This window comes from Nocardiopsis sp. NPDC006832, assembly GCF_040635885.1.
GTDB lineage: Bacteria > Actinomycetota > Actinomycetes > Streptosporangiales > Streptosporangiaceae > Nocardiopsis.
The window spans coordinates 17,561-34,308 of record NZ_JBEYLC010000060.1 but is presented as its reverse complement, the minus strand read 5'-3'; the positions used below and the strand labels follow the sequence as shown (position 1 = coordinate 34,308).

At 70.3% G+C, this 16,748-nt stretch carries 15 protein-coding genes; 6 read left to right on the top strand and 9 right to left on the bottom strand.

Going from position 1 to position 16,748, the window contains the following annotated elements:
* The first annotated feature begins 124 nt into the window (after window positions 1-124).
* A complete protein-coding gene (locus ABZ717_RS23235; RefSeq protein WP_358513942.1) occupies window positions 125-958 on the top strand; it encodes an AraC family transcriptional regulator in 834 nt (277 codons plus the stop codon).
* Here ABZ717_RS23235 and ABZ717_RS23230 read toward each other — a convergent pair.
* From ABZ717_RS23230 to ABZ717_RS23220, 3 genes are all read right to left on the bottom strand, one after another.
* A complete protein-coding gene (locus tag ABZ717_RS23230; RefSeq protein WP_358513940.1) occupies window positions 933-1,364 on the bottom strand; it encodes a DUF2000 domain-containing protein in 432 nt (143 codons plus the stop codon). The two genes, ABZ717_RS23235 and ABZ717_RS23230, sit on opposite strands and share 26 nt — an antisense overlap.
* Window positions 1,365-1,481: 117 nt before the next feature.
* The gene (locus ABZ717_RS23225) at window positions 1,482-2,105 is read right to left on the bottom strand and encodes a TetR/AcrR family transcriptional regulator (RefSeq protein WP_358513938.1); all 624 of its coding nucleotides are present in this window, start codon (window positions 2,103-2,105) and stop codon (window positions 1,482-1,484) included.
* 40 nt (window positions 2,106-2,145) lie between these two features.
* Entirely contained in the window at window positions 2,146-3,309 is a 1,164-nt protein-coding gene (locus tag ABZ717_RS23220; protein WP_358513936.1) for an acyl-CoA dehydrogenase family protein, read from the bottom strand.
* 111 nt (window positions 3,310-3,420) lie between these two features.
* On the opposite strand from ABZ717_RS23220, the gene ABZ717_RS23215 reads away from it, so the two are divergent.
* A complete protein-coding gene (locus ABZ717_RS23215) occupies window positions 3,421-4,239 on the top strand; it encodes a TIGR03084 family metal-binding protein (RefSeq protein WP_358513934.1) in 819 nt (272 codons plus the stop codon).
* Between the two features lie 31 nt (window positions 4,240-4,270).
* Here the strand turns inward: ABZ717_RS23215 and ABZ717_RS23210 are convergent, their stop codons facing one another.
* The 3 genes from ABZ717_RS23210 to ABZ717_RS23200 are packed head-to-tail and all read right to left on the bottom strand — an operon-like array spanning window position 4,271 to window position 7,299.
* Window positions 4,271-5,458, bottom strand: a complete 1,188-nt coding sequence (locus ABZ717_RS23210) for a hypothetical protein (RefSeq protein ID WP_358513932.1) — start codon at window positions 5,456-5,458, stop codon at window positions 4,271-4,273.
* Window positions 5,459-5,489: 31 nt separating this feature from the next.
* Window positions 5,490-6,689, bottom strand: coding sequence for a DUF418 domain-containing protein (locus tag ABZ717_RS23205; RefSeq protein ID WP_358513930.1), 1,200 nt, complete (start codon window positions 6,687-6,689; stop codon window positions 5,490-5,492).
* Window position 6,690: 1 nt separating this feature from the next.
* On the bottom strand, window positions 6,691-7,299 hold the full coding sequence (locus tag ABZ717_RS23200) for a TetR family transcriptional regulator C-terminal domain-containing protein (RefSeq protein ID WP_358513928.1): 609 nt from the start codon (window positions 7,297-7,299) through the stop codon (window positions 6,691-6,693).
* 106 nt (window positions 7,300-7,405) lie between these two features.
* Here ABZ717_RS23200 and ABZ717_RS23195 point away from each other — a divergent pair, with 106 nt between their 5' ends.
* The 3 genes from ABZ717_RS23195 to ABZ717_RS23185 all read left to right on the top strand — a co-directional run bounded on the left by ABZ717_RS23195 (window position 7,406) and on the right by ABZ717_RS23185 (window position 9,985).
* Window positions 7,406-8,704: an NAD(P)/FAD-dependent oxidoreductase gene (locus tag ABZ717_RS23195; protein WP_358513926.1), complete on the top strand. Its 1,299-nt coding sequence runs from the start codon at window positions 7,406-7,408 to the stop codon at window positions 8,702-8,704.
* A 180-nt stretch (window positions 8,705-8,884) separates the two neighbouring features.
* The gene (gene thiD / locus ABZ717_RS23190) at window positions 8,885-9,679 is read left to right on the top strand and encodes a bifunctional hydroxymethylpyrimidine kinase/phosphomethylpyrimidine kinase (protein WP_358513924.1); all 795 of its coding nucleotides are present in this window, start codon (window positions 8,885-8,887) and stop codon (window positions 9,677-9,679) included.
* 111 nt (window positions 9,680-9,790) lie between these two features.
* Window positions 9,791-9,985: a CsbD family protein gene (locus ABZ717_RS23185; protein WP_358513922.1), complete on the top strand. Its 195-nt coding sequence runs from the start codon at window positions 9,791-9,793 to the stop codon at window positions 9,983-9,985.
* 45 nt (window positions 9,986-10,030) lie between these two features.
* Here ABZ717_RS23185 and ABZ717_RS23180 read toward each other — a convergent pair whose 3' ends face one another.
* A complete protein-coding gene (locus tag ABZ717_RS23180) occupies window positions 10,031-10,558 on the bottom strand; it encodes a MarR family transcriptional regulator (protein ID WP_358513920.1) in 528 nt (175 codons plus the stop codon).
* Window positions 10,559-10,685: 127 nt separating this feature from the next.
* On the opposite strand from ABZ717_RS23180, the gene ABZ717_RS23175 reads away from it, so the two are divergent.
* Window positions 10,686-11,660, top strand: coding sequence for an EamA family transporter (locus ABZ717_RS23175; RefSeq protein WP_358513918.1), 975 nt, complete (start codon window positions 10,686-10,688; stop codon window positions 11,658-11,660).
* Here the strand turns inward: ABZ717_RS23175 and ABZ717_RS23170 are convergent.
* Together ABZ717_RS23170 and ABZ717_RS23165 are read right to left on the bottom strand one after the other, a co-directional pair.
* Window positions 11,568-14,462 (bottom strand): glycoside hydrolase family 2 TIM barrel-domain containing protein, encoded by a 2,895-nt coding sequence (locus tag ABZ717_RS23170; protein WP_358513916.1) that lies wholly within the window; start codon window positions 14,460-14,462, stop codon window positions 11,568-11,570. The genes ABZ717_RS23175 and ABZ717_RS23170 overlap by 93 nt on opposite strands.
* Window positions 14,462-16,612, bottom strand: coding sequence for an alpha-galactosidase (locus ABZ717_RS23165; RefSeq protein ID WP_358513914.1), 2,151 nt, complete (start codon window positions 16,610-16,612; stop codon window positions 14,462-14,464). The genes ABZ717_RS23170 and ABZ717_RS23165 overlap by 1 nt, the downstream gene beginning before the upstream one ends.
* Window positions 16,613-16,748 lie beyond the last annotated feature (136 nt).

Here is a 16,748-nt window from a genome sequence, read left to right as displayed (position 1 = left end):
CACCCGTTGAAACAGCTCCCACAGTTTGTCCGGCACCAACCGCTCAACCATCGACACCGGGCCAGGCTATCGAGAATCCAAATGAGATGAGCTCTAAAGCCGGTGGTCCCCTCAGGAAGAATTGATGGACGGCCACGCCGACACGGTGGTCCTGCGGCCGCGGGTCACGGGTGTCACCGAGGTGTTCCACACCCACATGCGCCGACACGCCTACCCGATGCACACGCACCGGTCCTGGACGCTGCTCATCATCGATTCCGGCACCGTCCGCTACGACCTGGGGCGACACGAGCACGGGGCGTTGGACCGGACGGTCACCCTGTTGCCGCCGGACGTCCCGCACAACGGCACCCCGGTGACCGAGCAGGGCCTGCGCAAACGGGTGCTGTACCTGGATCCCGAACAGATCGCCCCCGAACTCGTGGGGCGCGCGGTGGACCACCCCATGTTCGACGACCCCCTGCTGCGGAACCGCATCCACCTCCTGCACGGGGCGCTGCTGCGGATCGGGGACGAGCTGGAGGCGGAGATCCGGTTGGCCCTGGTCCGCGAACGGTTGCGGCTGCACCTGTCCGGTTCCGTGGACCCCGCGACCCGCCCCGAGGACCCCGGTCTGGCCGAGGCCCTGCGCGACCTGCTCGACGACCGCACGGTGCGGGGGCTGACCCTGGCCGAGGCCTCGGAGTCGTTGCACGCGTACCCCACCCACCTGGCACGGGTGTTCGCGCGCCGATTCGGCATGCCTCCGCACCGGTACCTGGTGGGTCGGCGGGTGGACCTGGCCCGGCGGCTGCTGCTCGACGGGATGGCGCCCAAGGACGTCGCGGTGACCGCGGGGTTCCACGACCAGGCCCACCTGAACCGGCACTTCACTCGGGTGCTCGGTCTGCAGCCGGGGCGCTACGCCCGGGCGCGCCTGTCGGTCGACGCGCTCAGCCGTGCATCCGGGCGCCCTTGATGACCTTGTCCACCCCGTTCCTCGGTCCGTGCACGGCCATGCCGACCAGGTCGAGGTCGTTCGCCGGTACCGCGCGCACCGCGGCCCGGTTGTCGTCGTCGTGGCCGGTGGCGAACAGGTCCGAGGTGAACACCGAAAGCTCCACCTCCCGTTTCAGCGCACGGGCGTGGGCCTTGGTGATGGTCTCCTTGTCGGCCTCGAACACCAGGATCGGTTGACGGAACATCGGCAGGTATTCGTTGCCGTCGGCGTCCTCGTAGTGCCGGCCGACCAGTTCGGGCACCCGGGTGCCGAGCCCGCCGACCAGGAACGCGGTGACGTTGAGCCGCTGCCAGACGGCCAGGTCGTCACGGAGCAGGACGGCGATCTTGGTGTCGAAGCGCACGGGCTTGTCTGTGGTCTCCATAATGGGATCCTCGCGCGGCGCGGGTCCGCCGGTCTTGTACGTTCTTCACCGATCGAGGCCCTGCTCGGGGAACCACGGGGGATTGTTCGTTCGGGGCCCAAGCGCCGGCGGAGGCCCCTAGGGAACACCGTCGAGGCCGATCCCCCGCGCCCACAGTCGGGTGGCGGTCTCCACCACCACGTCGGCGTCGTGTTCCTCGCCATAGAGGAACAGCATGCGGGCGGTGTGCTCCACCATGCCGCCGAGCATGCTCGCGGTGGTGGGCACGTCGATGTCGGTGGAGGCCAGCCCTTCCTCTTGGAGTCGTCGCGTGCCCGTGACGATCCGTTCGACGAACAGGCCGCGGATCTCCAGGAAGAGGGCGCGGAACTCCGGGTGCCGCGGCGAGATCTGCTCGATGACCTGCATGATCCGCGCGTTTTCCCGGTAGGCCGCCAGGAACCGTTCGGTGGAGTGGCGGATCCGGTCGACCGGTTCGGCGCCGATGGGCGCCGCCGAGCGCGCGGCGTCGAACATCTCCCCCGCCACCCCCTTGGCCACCTCGTGGAAGACGGCCTCCTTGGAGTCGAAGTAGGTGTAGAAGCTCCCGTAGGCGACCCCGGCGCGGCCGGTGATCCGAGCGATCCGCGTGTCCTCGAAACCCCGTTCCTCGAAGACCTCCCGGGCCGCCCGCACGAGGGCACCCCGTTTACGGCGACCGCGTTCGGTGGGCGGTCGCCCGGTCCGGGCGTTGGTTCGCACTGGTCGTCTCTGTCCCCTCCACTCCCCCGGGCCGGTCCGGTCACCTCAAGGGGAGGAACTTCGCGATGACCTCGTTCATGATCTCGTAGGTTCCGCCGCCGATGCTGAAGACCCTCGCGTCGCGGTAGTGGCGTTCCACCTCGGTCCCGCGCATGAACCCCATACCGCCGTGCAGCTGGACGGCGTTGTCGACCACGTGGTCCATCGCTTCGGTGGCGGTGTTCTTGGCCATCGCGACCTCGGCGATGAGGGGTTCCCCGTCCTGGAGCCGTTCGGCGATCCGTCGCACGTAGGAGGTGGCGACCTCGGTGCGGCGGTGCATCTCCACCAGGCGGTGCCGCAGGACCTGGCGTTTGGCGAGCGGGCCACCGAAGGCCTCGCGTTCGCGCACCCACGCCACGGACAGGTCCACGCAACGTCGCGCCACCGCGCAGGCCTGCACGGACATCGCGATCCGTTCACTCGCGAACTGGTCCATGATCTGGTAGAAACCCTGGTCCACACGGCCCACCAGGTGATCGGCGGGCACCCTCACGTCGACCAGGGAGAGTTCGGCGGTGTCGGAGGAACGCCAGCCCATCTTGTCGAGCCGGCGGGTGGCGGTGAAGCCGGGGGTGTCTCGGTCCACGACGAACAGGGAGATGCCCTCGTGCCCGGTGTCGGAGGTACGGGCCGCCACGGTCACGAAGTCGGCGCGGTAGCCGGAGGTGATGAAGGTCTTGGCCCCGTCGAGCACCCACTCGTCGCCGTCGCGGACCGCCCGGGTGCGCAGGTGCGCGACGTCGGATCCGGCGTCCGGTTCGGTGATGGCGAGGGCGCACACGAGTTCGCCCGCCAGGGTGGGACGGACGTAGTCGCGCACCAGGTGTTCACGGCCGTCGGCGATCAGGGCGGGCAGTGCGATGCCGTGGGTGAACAGGGAGGCCAGAACCCCGGTGGGCACCCCGGCCAGGACGGCCTCCTCCGACACCACGAGTTGGTCGATCATCTCGCCCTCACCGCCCACCGACCCTGGTGTGCCCAGTCCCAGCAGCCCGACCCGGGCGGCGGCCCGGTGCAGGTCACGGGGGAGTTCGCCCTCGTCCTCCCACCGTTCCACGTGGGGCAGGATCTCCCTGGCCGCGAAGGTGCGGACCGTCTCGCGCAGCGCGGCACGCTCGGGCGTGTTCCACCGGTCGGTCCCGTGGTCTTCGGTCGTGGTCATCTTCGTTTCGCACCCTCTCCCCGGAGAGATCCACTTCACATTTTGTTATGGTGCGCAGAACATGACACGTTGGTCAACTCCGTTGGCCGACCGCCCCCTGGAGGAGTTCCCGTGGTCGACACGCAAGCCCTCATCGAAGACCTGCGCGCCGAACAGGAGGAGCTGGCCACCCTCCTGGCCGGGGTCGACTCCGCCGAATGGGCCAGGCCCACACCCGCCCCCGGTTGGACCATCATCGATCAGGTGGCGCACCTGGCGTTCTTCGACGGCGCCGCGCTCATCGCCCTGACCGACCAGGCGGGTTTCGATCGGCTCCTGACCGATGCCATGGCGGACCCGGAGGGGTTCGTGGACGCGGCGGCCGCTCCACTGACCGCGCTCACCCCCGCCGACCTGCTGGTGGAGTGGCGACGGTGCTCGTCGGGGTTGCGGGAGGCCCTGAGCGAGGCTCCGGCCGGCACCCGGGTGCCCTGGTTCGGGCCGGCGATGAGCGTGGCGTCCAAGGCCACCGCGCGACTGATGGAGACGTGGGCGCACGGTCAGGACATCGTGGACGCCCTTGGGGTGGAGCGCGTTCCCACCGACCGGCTCCGCCACATCGCCCACCTCGCGCTGCGGGTGCGCCCCTACAGCTATCTCGCCCGGGGCCTCAGCGCCCCGGACGCCCCGGTGCGGGTGGAGTTGACCGCGCCCGACGGCGGTCCGTGGCGGCTGGGCCCCGACGAGGCCGAGGACGTGGTCACCGGCGACGCGCTGGAGTTCTGTCTGGTGTTGACCCGACGTCGACACGTCGCCGACACCGATCTGAAGGCACGAGGCGCGGCGGCCGAGGAGTGGCTTCGCGTGGGCCAGACCTACGCGGGCGGGCCGGGTGAGGGACGCCGGCCGGGACAGTTCACGAAACCGGCCGACACCCCTCCGTCGAGTTGACCGAACCGTCGGATTCGATCCGGGTCCGGGGTCAGTTCAGGGACCGCAGGAGGGGGAGGAAGTCCTCGTCCTCGGAGTACACGCCGGCCCTCTGGGTCTGTTCGTCGAGTTCGATCCGCACCTCGGCCAGCCGGGGGCGCCCGCCCGCGGCCGATTCCGGTCGCCACCAGTACAGCTTGTCGCTGATGGGCTTGCCGGCGTCGGCGGCGAAGCGCGCCGCCAGTTCCTGCAGGGTGCTCATCGCGCCGATCGGGTTGGCGCTCGCGCCCAGGACATGCGCCATCAGCACCGGCGGGGACGGGAACACCACGAGCGCCCCGTAGCGGGCCTCTCCCAGGTGGCGGGCGAGGACGTGCAGGTGGGATGCGGCGTAGAAGCCGTTCTCGCTGCCGATATGCACGATCGAGGTGCCTCCGGCGTCCATACGGGAGACCTCGACCGGTTCGCTCAGAGAGCCTTCGACGGCCCGGTCGAAGGCCTGCTCCACGCCCAGGCCGAGCCCTTCGAGGTCGCCCGGGGTCAACGGCCGGATGGTGTCGGGAAGGTCGAGGACCACGACCTCCGCCACCCCGGTGGCCATCGGGCGAGCCACCATCTTCGCCAGGACGCCCTCGGGGAAGGACGACTCCGCGTAGAGCCGGGTGCGCAACCTCTCGGGGCTGACGGGGGTCTGTACCTCCGAGACCTGGTTCGCCAGGGCCGCGGCGAACTCGACCGCCTTCTCCAGGGCGTGTTCCTCGTCCAAGCCTTCGAGCAGTGGCAGGAGACCGCCCACGTCCTTGCGGAGCGTGCCCCCGTCCGGCAGCGTCAGCAGGAGGGAATCGGGGAAGTCGAAGTGGGCGTTCAGGCCGCCTGAGCGCAGCGCGGCCAGCATGACCTGCCGGGCCAGGTCCGTGGACAGGGGCGGGTAGTGGGTTCCGAAGGCGATGCCGCGCGAACGCAGCTGCCGCATCATGCCGAACACGATCTGCTCGGCGAACTCCGGGTGTTGGTCCTCCGGCTGCTGGAGCACCTGGGCCGCGGTGTCGGCGTAGTCGATGTCGAGGGAATCGCGGCCCTGGTCGTTCGGTGGCAGCGGTAGGCGCATCCCTGTGGGCGGGAGCGCCTGGATCTCGACGCCGTAGCGGGCGTAGGTGGAGGCCAGCAGGTTCAGGAAGGCCGCTTGGGGATTGCTGTCGGGCATACCGGGTTGGATGCCCGCCCCACGGTCGTGGTTCACGTGGGTTCTCCCCTCCCTTGGGCGTTGTCGTTCAGCGGGCACGGGACAGCGCTCGCCTTTGCATGGCCTCCAACGGGCCTTGGGCGAATCGGCGCAGCCAGAGGGTCGAGGCGACCAACAGCAGCAGGGACGTCCCGAACCACAGACCGAGCACCCACCATGGCCCGGTGCCGGCCATCCGCTCGGCCAGGCCCGGTCCGAATCCGTAGCAGAGGACCATCAGGACGACGTTCTGCGCCACGTACCCGGTCATCGCCATCCGGCCGAGCGCGCTCAGTGACGTCACCACCGGCCCGTCGCCCGTGACGTGGTCCAGCAGCCGGCCGATCAGGCCGATCAGGCCCAAGGCCACCAAGGGGGCGACCACGTAGCGATCCAGGAGGAACCAGTCCGGTCCGGCCAGGGAGACGATCAGGGTGAGCGGCAGTCCCAGGCCCATCCCCCAGCCCGCCAGCCGGGCCCGGATCCGCCGTCCCGTCGGGTCCGGACCAAAGGCACCGGCCCGGAACAGGCGAACACCCAGTAGGAACATGAACACCATCAGCGCGAAGGTGATGATCGGTTCCGTCCGCAGGGCCATGGCGTTGTCCAGGCGGAAGGCGATCTGGTCGAGGTAGGAGCCTCGCGCGTAGAGGTCCACCGCCTCGCGCGGCACCTCCGCGTTCGTTTCGGGGAGGACGGCCAGGGCCGCGGTCAACAACCCCATGAAGGCCAGGTGCAGGGTCAGGGACAGCCACATCACCGTGTTCCGGAACCTCTCCGACCTGGTGAGCGACCACGCCACCAGCAGGGAGACCAGCGCGTACCCCATGAGCACGTCCGCGGCGAAGACCAGGGTGAAGTGCACCGAGCCCTCGACGAAGAGGAAGAGCGCCCGCCACTTGTAGGCGCCCGGCCATCGTGCGCCACGCTTGGCCGTCGAACGGAACTGTATGGCCAGTCCCACCCCGAACAGCAGGGTGAGCAGGGCGAGGAACTTGCCGTTGGCGGCGGTCCGGAAGAGCCCCTCCACGAGGGTGGCCACCGACGGGTTCTCCACGAAGGCGGACATCGGGCTCATCGCACCGGTGTCGTAAAGCATGACGGACTCGCCGCCCGGCGCGGTGAACAACCACACGTTGGTGGCCAGCGTGCCCAGGATGGCCACCCCCCGCAGGACGTCGAGCAGGGGTAAGCGCCCGCTCGTCCGTCCCACGGATCCGGTTTCCACGGCCCCCGTGACCCGGGTCATGTCAGGACTCCTTCTCGTCGAAGTCGAAGATTCGATCGATGTGCCGCTGGAGCAGGGCCTGGGCCCCGGCGTCGTCGTATATGTCCGGGCTGGTCAGCTGGTGGACGGTGAGGCCGTCCACCAGTGCGTAGAGGGATCGGGCCTCCCAACGGGGTTCCGCCCCATCGATCAGTTCGCCCCTCTCCCCCGCGGCGACCAACACCCGCTCGAAGCCCGCCACGACCTCGCCAGTGGCGTAGGCGTGCAGGTCGGCCATCTCGGGATCGGTGATGGTGGTGGGCAGGAACTCCAGCCAGACGCCGAGTTCCATGCGCCGTTCCTCGTCCAGGGGCAGGAGCGTCAGCGCCAGGCGCAGGAGGAAGTCACGCATCGGCGGGGACGGTTCCACCTCTCGGAACCGCTCCTCACTCCGCCGGTACATGTGCTCGATCCCGAACCGGAGCAGGGCGCCCTTGCTTCGGAAGTAACGCTGGACCAGGCCGACCGAGGCACCGAGTTCGTCGGCGACATCGGCCAGTGTGGTCTTGGCCAGGCCCTTGCGGGCAACGGTGCGCAGCAGGGCCTCGGCGACCTGCCGCCTTCTCTCGTCGTGGTCGGCGTTACGTGCCATATAAAAATATTACGGACATATTTTTATTATCGCAAGGCCGTTCCCTGGATAATGCGGAGGCGCCGTACCCGTCGGGGTGCGGGCTCGACGAGAGGCGGGAGGCGGCATGGCGGTGCACGTCCCACGGGCGGACGATCACGCCGGGGGCCCTCCGAGCCGCAGATCGGCGTTGGTGGGCGCGGGTGTACTGCTGGGCGGCGCGTTCCTGCCGGCCGGCGACGCCGCCCGACGCCGGGAACGGTGGGACGCGGTCGTGGTGGGCTCCGGGGTGACCGGCCTGTCGGCGGCGCGCAACCTCGTCGACCACGGCCTTTCCGTGGTGGTCCTGGAGGCCAGGGGCCGAATCGGCGGCCAACTGTACACCGACCACGACTTCACCTCCGTGCCGGTGGAACTGGGCGCGGGCCTGATCCACGGACGCGAGGCCTACACCTGGGAACTGGTGGAGGAGGCGCGGGCCGAGACCGTCCGTGTGCGCCACGGGGCCGGGAGCCACCGACCCTTGGACGTCTCCGGACCACCGACCGCCGTCGAGGACGCCGCCGCCTACCTCGACCGCATGGAGGTTCCACCGGACCGGTGGCCACCGGTGTCCCTCGACAACGAGCCGCTGCACCGGTGGAGCGCGCTGTGGATGAGCGAGTCCGGGCTGTTCGACTGGTGGTCCTCGCCCCGGGAGAACTTCCGGGTGGTGGGCGGGTACGACCGGATCCTGCCGCCCCTCGCCTACGACCTGGACGTACGGCTCGGGCACGCGGTGCGCCGGATCCGATGGTCCGGCCGGGGCGTGGACGTGGTGGCGGAGAGTCCTCGGGGCGTGTTGGAGGTGCGGGCCGACCGCTGCGTGGTCGCGCTGCCGATCGGGGTGCTCAAGGAGGGGGACGTGGTCTTCGACCCCGCGCTTCCGGGCTCGCACCGCGGTGCGGTGGAGTCGCTGGATCGTACCGACGCCCTCAAGCTCGTGTACGAGTTCGACCGGGCGGTCTTCCCCGAGGAGGAGGACGTACTCGGCTGGGACGAGGACTCGGGGTTCGTGTTCTGGTGCCTGTCCCGGGGCGACCCGGAGGTCGTGGTCGCCTGGGCGGCCGGGGACAACGCCCGCCGCCTGCTGGGCCTAGAGGTCGGGGACCGGTTCGTGGCCGGGCTCGCGGCCCTGTCCTCGTCGTTGGGCGAGGAGGTGCCCGAACCCGTCGCCCGCACCACGCACGACTGGGCGGCCGACGAGTTCAGTCGGGGCGCGTACCTGTACGTCCCGCCCGGCGCGCACGACGCCCCGGCCACGCTGGCCTCGCCGTTGGAGGGTGTCCTGTACTTCGCGGGCGAGCCGACCACCGGGGAGAACACCGTGGAGGGTGCCTACGCGAGTGGATACGACACCACCGATCGGCTTCTCGCCGAGAGGTGAGCCGCGCCCGCGAGGTGAACGGCGCCCGAACGAAACTAGACTTTCGGGGGTGGGGCCACCATGGCGGATATCCGATATGCCGGAAATGACCAGCTGTGGTGCAATGTCCAGTGGGTTCGTGACCCTTCAGGGCCCCGACACCGCGCAACCGCACAACGAGCAGAGGGAGGTTGGCTTACGATGACCAACCGCGCGTACGTGATCGCAGGGTCGGAGGCCACCGGCGGAGCCGGCATCCAGGCCGACCTCAAGGCCTTCCAGGAACTGGGCGTCTACGGCGTCGGGACGATCACCTGCATCGTCTCCTTCGACCCGAAGAACGACTGGAACCACCGCTTCGTGCCGGTCGACCCGGGTGTCATCACCGACCAGATCGAGGCCGCGACGAGCTGCCACGACCTGGACGTCGTGAAGATCGGCATGCTCGGCACCCCCGACACCATCGACGTCGTGGCCGAGGCGCTCCAACGTCAGACCTGGCGGCACGTGGTCCTGGACCCCGTCCTCATCTGCAAGGGGCAGGAGCCGGGTGCGGCCCTGGACACCGACAAGGCCCTGACCGCGCAGATCCTGCCACTGGCCACGGTCATCACCCCGAACCACTTCGAGGCCCGCACCCTCGCCGGCATGGAGAGCCTGGAGACCGTCGACGACCTGATCGAGGCGGCCCGTCGCATCCACGAGCTCGGACCGAAGCACGTGATCGTCAAGGGCGGCACCGAACTGCCCGGCCCCGACGCCGTCGACGTCTACTTCGACGGCGAGGAGGTCACCGTGCTGAGCGGACCGAAGATCGGCGAGGAGCGCGTGAGCGGCGCCGGCTGCACCTTCGCGGCCGCCATCACCGCCGAACTGGCCAAGGGGACGGCCGTCGGCGACGCCGTCCGTACCGCCAAGACGATGGTCCGCGGCGGCATCGAGCAGCGGCTCTCCACCCACGCCCCCTTCGACTCGGTCGTGCCCGTCGCCCCCTGACCGCGTACAGGGTGTTCTCGATCACCCTCGGCACATCCGTGGCGCACGACATGATTGCGAGTCGCTCCGATCGGTCAGGGCTACAAGTGGAACCGATCGAGGGAGGCCACCGTGTCAGAGGGTGACAAGGTCGAGAACAAGTTCGACGAGTTCAAGGGCAAGGCCAAGGAGAACCTCGGCAAGGCCACCGACAACGATCAGTGGAAGGCCGAGGGCAAGACCGAGCAGAGCAAGTCCAAGCTCAAGCAGGCGGGCGAGAAGGTCAAGGACGCCCTGAGCCCGGACGACAAGCCCAAGAGCGGTTAGTCCGACCACGAACAGCCGGGGAGGTCCCACGGGGCCTCCCCTTCGTCATGTCCGGATTCGACCCTGTTCCCCTTCGGGGGCGCTGTCGCCGAGGGAGAGCAGCAGCTTGCGCAGTAGGTGGACGAACTGTTCGCGTTCGCCCGGGTCGAGCCCCTCCAACAGGCGACTCTCGTTGGCCACGTGGTCCTCCACCACCCTGTCGACCATGGCGAGGCCCTCGTCGGTGAGGCCGATGAGGACACGGCGTCGGTTGGCGGGATCGACCTCCCGGTGGACCAGGCCGCGTTCGGCCAGGCGATCCACGCGGTTGGTCATGGCGGACGAACCCACCATGGTCATCCGCACCAGATCCTTGGCGCCGAGCCTGTGGTCCGGCGCGCCCGACCGCCGCAGCGTGGCGAGCACGTCGAACTCCCAGCGCTCCAGGCCGTGTCCGGCCAGGTGGTCACCGACCCCTCGACCCAGGATCTGCTGTAGGCGGTTCATCCGACCGATGATCGCCATCGGTGAGACGTCGAGGTCGGGGCGCTCCCGGTTCCACTGGGCGAGGTACAGGTCGACGGCGTCGTTCATGACGTGATCCTAACGGCGCTCGCTTGACGGGTCCGCCGAAACCGACCTAACCTTTCGACATCGAACATTTCGACATCGAAAGGTTTTTCATGGCCCCCTCCGCCGACGAGACCGCCCGGGGAACACGGTGAGCGGCCGTGGGCGGACCGCCGCCGACACCCTGATCACCGCGCTCGCCCCCATGGTCTGGGGCAGCACCTACCTGATCACCACGGAATTCCTGCCGCCCGACCGGCCGTTCCTGGCCGCGCTCACCCGCGCCCTGCCCGCCGGGCTGCTCCTCCTGCTCATCACCCGCTCCCTGCCCAAGGGCGTGTGGTGGTGGCGCGCGCTCGTCCTGGGCACCCTCAACATCGGCGCCTTCCTCTACCTGCTCTACATCGCCGCCTACCTGTTGCCCGGCGGGGTCGCGGCCCTGGTGATGGCGGTCCAGCCGGTGATCGTGCTGTTGCTCGGGGCGCTGGTTCTGCGCGAGGCCATCCGCCCGGCCCACGCCCTGGCCTGCCTGTTGGGCGCCTTGGGCGTGGCACTGCTCGTGGTGGGCCCCGAGGCCGCGCTGAACCCGATCGGCGTTGTGGCCGGCCTGCTCGGGGCGGTGTGCATGGGTTCGGGGATCGTGCTCACCAAACGTTGGGGCCGCCCCGAGGGGGTGGGCGTGCTCGCGACCACCGGCTGGCAGCTCACCGCCGGTGGACTCGTGCTGCTTCCCCCGACCCTGCTGGTGGAGGGGCTGCCGTCCTCGATCACCATGGCCAACCTGGGCGGTTACGTCTACCTCGGTCTGTTCGGCGCGCTGCTCTCCTACGTGGTGTGGTTCCGCGGCATCGAACGGCTCCCCGCCCTCGCGGTGTCCTTCATGTCCTTCGCCAGTCCGCTCACCGCCACGCTCCTCGGCTTCCTCGTACTGAACGAGACCCTCACCGTGACGCAGGGCCTGGGCGCTCTGGCGGCGGTCGGGGCGGTGCTGCTGGTCCAGCTCACCGCGCACCGACCACCGCGCCGTACCGCCTCAGCCGCGGAGCCGGGTGAGGCCCGCGCGGAGCCGGTGGGTCCCCGCGAGGAGCCCGTGGACTGGCAGCACACCCGGACCGCAGGAGGCTGAACCCGACCCGTGGTGATCGGCGTCCACCCGCAGGTGCACCCGGTCCCCCGCGACCAGCTCGTGCGGGTGTCGGGCCGCGTCCAACTCGTGGTCGCTCCACCGTCGCGCGGTGAACTCGAACTCGGGGTCGCCCTGGACCCGAAGCCCGGAGCCGGCCTCGTCCCACAGCTCCAGCCACCGCGTGCCGATCCGCCGGCCGTTCTCCTGTGGGCGCAGGTAGGGGGTCTGCAACCCGTCGACCGTGTCGGTGAACCGGCCGATCCGCACCCCCTGGGCCATGTCCCGGTACGCCTCGCCGGGCCCGTACCCGAACCACTCGATCGCGCCCAAGGCGCCCGGCAGGGTGAGGTCGATGCCCAGGCGCGGCAGCGGACAGATCCACTCCCCCGTCGCCGTCACGGTCAGGTCCAGCCAGAGCGTGTCGGCGTCGGCGGTCCACCGGTAGGTGGCGTCCAGGCACAGGTCACGGGCGGCCGGCGCGAGGCGGGTGCGTACTTCCAGGGCGTCGTCGGCCACGTCCACCGCCACCCGTCGTTCGGTGAGCCGGTCCAGCCCGAGCCCTCGCCAGAACGGGGCGAGCCCCATGCCGTGCAGACCCTCGTCGTTGTCGGTGGGGACACGCCAGACCCCCACCCGAGGTTCGCCCACGTCGAGGCCGCCCACCGTGAGCAACCGGCCGGTTCCGGCGTCGAACAGACCGGGGCCGAGCCGCAGTCCCTCGCCGTCGAGCAGCGGCCGCGCCGGCGCCTGCTCGGGTGCGGGCCTCCGATCGACCAAGGGTGCCTGTCCCCACGCCACCTCGTGGCCCGACCCGGCCCATGGAAGGTCGTCGGTCAGGTGCGCGGTGACGGTCAGCCAGGTCTCCGCGCCCTCACCACGGGGCACCTCCGGCAGCGGCACCTCGATCCGCTCGCCGGGGGCGAGCACGGGAACCGGCAGGCTCCCACCACCGAACACCTCGCCCTCCTCGGCCACCTCCCAGTCGAAGGCCAGGTGGGCGGTGTCGGCGAAGGTCAGCAGGTTCTCCACCGTCACCGTCGCGGCCCGGGGGTCCACCGTGAGGCGCAGCGGGGCGAAGGTGCGGGCCAGCGCGGTCAGACCGGGGCTCGGGACCCGGTCGGGCAGCAGCAACCCGTCGGCCACGAAGTTTCCGTCGTGCAGCACCTCCCCGAAGTCGCCCCCGTAGGCGAACCACTCGGTGCCGTCGGGTTCCCGTCGCCGGATCCCGTGGTCGATCCACTCCCAGACGAACCCACCGACCAGGCGCGGGTGGCGCTCGAAGAGCCGCTGGTACTCCTCCAGCCCACCCGGGCCGGCGCCCATGGCGTGGGCGTACTCGCACAGGACGAACGGAAGGGAACGCCGGTGATCGTCCGCCTCCGGGTCCTCGATCACCGGTTCCTCCCCACGGCCGATGCCCTCGACCTCGGCGTGCTCGGGGTACATCCGCGAGTACACGTCCACGTAGGAGCTGTCCCACTCGCCTTCGTAGTGCACCGGACGGGAGGGTTCGTGTTCGTGCACCCAGTCGGCCATGGCTCGCAGGTTCTCGCCCCGGCCGGACTCGTTGCCCAGCGACCACAGAATGATCGAGGGATGGTTGCGGTCCCGCGCCACCGTCCGCCGGATCCGGTCCAGGTAGGCGTCGCGCCAACGCGGGTCGTCGGAGGGGTTGCCGCGCCAGTCGACCACCTCGAACCCGTGGGTCTCCAGGTCGCACTCGTCCACCACCCACAGGCCCAGTTCGTCGCACAGGTCGAGGAAGTCCGGGTGCGGCGGGTAGTGGCTGGTCCGCACCGCGTTGACGTTGTGCCGCTTCATCAGCAGCACGTCCTCGCGCATGGTCTCCCGTGTCACCGCGCGGCCGTGGTCTGGGTGCCACTCGTGCCGGTTGACCCCGCGCAGCAGCAGGGGCCTGCCGTTGACCTTCAGCTCCCCGTCCTCGATCACGACGGTGCGGAAGCCGATCCGCAGCCGGACCCGTTCACCGGGGGCCACCACCTCGGCATCGTAGAGCCTCGGTGTCTCGGCCGACCATGGTTCGATCTCCCCCACCCGGTGCGCGATCCCGGGTTCGAGGTCGGTGAGTCCGAGTTCGGGCAGATGGACACGGGCCCCGGGGAAGCCCGTGACGTCCACGCGCAGGGTCCCCACGCCGGTGGTGTGGTCGTGGTCGGCCACGACCGTGACATCCTCGATCCCGTCGACGGGCCGGGACAGCAGGGTGACGTCGCGGAAGATCCCGGACAGCCACCACATGTCCTGGTCCTCCAGGTAGCTCGCGGCGGACCACTGGTGCACCCGCACCGCCAGGACGTTGCGCCCGGCCCGCAACAGGTGCCCCACGTCGAACTCGCTCACCAGCCGGCTGCCGGTCGCGAACCCCATCTCGATGCCGTTGACCCACAGCCGGAAGAAGGAGTCCACGCCGTCGAAGCGCAGTACCGCGCCGCCGCCCTTGGGCCATCCCTCGGGGAGGTCGAACACGCGACGGTACTCCCCCGTGGGATTCTCGTCGGGCACGAACGGTGGGTCCAGCGGGAACGGGTAGTTCACGTTGGTGTAGGCGGGCGCCCCATGACCGTGCAGTTGCCAATGGGCGGGGACGGGCAGGTCGTCCCAGGTCATGTCGTCGAAGTCGGGCGCCTCGAACCCGCCGGTGTCCTGCGGGGCCTCGGGCAGCAGGCGGAACCGCCAGACGCCGTTCAGGTCCAGGTCGGGCGCGTCGGAGCGCAGGCGGGCGCGCGGGGCACGGGCCCCGGACGATGGGGCGAACCCCTCCAGCGCGGAGTACTCGGGCATCAGACCTCCTTCAGGTGGAGCAGGATCAGCTGACCGGGGTTGATGTTGGGCATCTGGAGGCCGGCGCGGGCGAGCACCGCCCCGGAGAACTCTCGGGGTTCGCCGCCGAACCACTCCGGCGTCACCTGCTGCATGGTCGAGGGCCATCCCGTGTCCTGCCGCCAGTGCACCAGGTAGCGGCGGTCCTGGCGCAGTCCGGGCAGGCGGACCCGGCCGGGCAGCGCGCGCACGGACGCCTCCGGTCGCGCGTACCGGAACAGCGCCTCGCCGCCGTCGGTCGCCACGACGCCGTCGAGCTGTTCGGCCGGGTCGGGGGTGTCGGCGTGCACCACGTCCCCCGAGTGCAGCAGCGGGCGCATCTCCTTGTACAGCCGGATCCAGGAGGCCAGCGCGGCGAGTTCGGTCTCGTCGCAGGTGGTGACGTCCCACTCGATCCCGGCGTGGGCGAACAGGCCGGCGAGCAGCCGGGTGGGCAGCGATGCGACCCGGCCGGTGGTGTGCGACTCCGGAGCGCCCACGTGGCCGCCGATGAGTTCGGGGGGAAGGAGCAGCTCGGTCCACCGTTGGATGGCGAGCCGGTCCAGGGGGTCGTTGTTGTCGGAGGCCCACACCCGATCGGTGCGGGCGAGGATGCCCAGGTCGACGCGGCCGCCCCCGGAGGAGCACGACTCGATCTCCAGCCCCGGGTGACGGGCCCGGAGCCGATCGATGAGTTCGTACACGGCCAGGGTCTGGTGGTGGACCCCGGCGGAACCGGTGGGCGCGTGCACGGCTTCCAAGAGGTCGCGGTTGTGGTCCCACTTGAGGTAGTCGAGTCGGTACTCGGTGACCAGGGCGTCCAGGCGCTCGAACACGTACTCCAGCGCCTCGGGGCGGCCCAGGTCCAGCACCTGTTGGTTGCGGCTGGGCAGCGCGGGGCGGCCCTGCGGCGCGAGGAACCACTCCGGGTGGGCGCGTCCGAGGTCGGAGTCGGGGTTGACCATCTCGGGTTCCACCCACAGCCCCACCCGCATCCCGTGGGAGCGCACGTGGTCGAACAGCGGGTGCAGACCGTCCGGCCACACCTGGTCGTCGACCGTCCAGTCGCCGAGGCCTGCGGTGTCGTCGCGGCGGCCACGGAACCAGCCGTCGTCCAGGACGAACCGTTCCACGCCGATGCGCGCGGCGGTGTCGGCGAGTTCCCTCAGTCGGTCCAGGTCGTGGTCGAAGTAGACCGCCTCCCAGGTGTTGAGCACCACCGGGCGCGGTGAGGAGGGGTGTTCGGGGCGGGCGCGCAGCCAGCGGTGGAAGCGGCCGGACATCCCGTCCAGGCCCTGATCGGACCAGCTCAGGAACACCCATGGGGTGGTGTGGGACTCGTCCCGCCCCAGACGCGCCTCGCCGGGGTGGAGGAGTTCGCCGCCGACGATGACCGCGTCGGCCTGCCCCGCACCCTCGGGGAGACGTTCGGCCAGGTGGACGTGGTCGCCGCTCCAGGCGGTGTGCACGCCCCAGACCTCACCTTCGCGGAACCCGAAGCCCGGGGTCCCGACGGTGAGAACGAGCGGGGAGTCGTGGCCGGTGCGCCCCCGGCGCGAGGCCCGAGTGCGGGTGCCCATGCCCAACGGCGAGCGCTGCGGGACACGTTCGCGCACCCAACGGCCGGTCGGGTCCAGGACCTCCTCGGCCTCGCGGGGCAGCGGGAGGGTGACGTTGAGCGTGTCCAGGGTCCAGGGGGCCGGATCGAGGTTGGTGACGGTGTGCCGGACCCGGACCAGCCCCTCGGGTTCCATGCGCAGTTCGGTGCGGAGTCGAAGACCACCGCCCTCGGCGGAGACGGTGACGCGTCCGCCCACGCCGGGTTCGGCGCCCTCCAACGGATCCACGTCGACCTCCACCCGCGACCAGGCCGGATAGGTGATCCGCCCCTCGTGGTGCCCGGCCAGCCCGGGGTGTCCGCGCCATCCCTCACCTTGGGTCGGCACCAGGGAGACGTAGGTGGGAACGTCGACGCCGTTGTTGGCGGCCGGGGGTTCGGCGGCCAGGGCCAGCCCCTCGAAGTCGGGCAGGTCCGCGCCCCAGTGCAGGACGTGCGGGAGACCGCTCTCCGGCACGCGCAGGACCAGGGCGGCCCCGGCGGCCCGCAGGGTGATGGTGCGCTGGTTGGTCATCCTTGATCGCTCCCAGAATCGGTCCGGCCACGCGAGGGTCCATCGAGTGTGTGAGTGCCGACACGAACCTCCACATCGTCGACACTGCACCCGCGAAATGTCAACGCTTATCAACGGTTTCCCACACGCCTCCCGG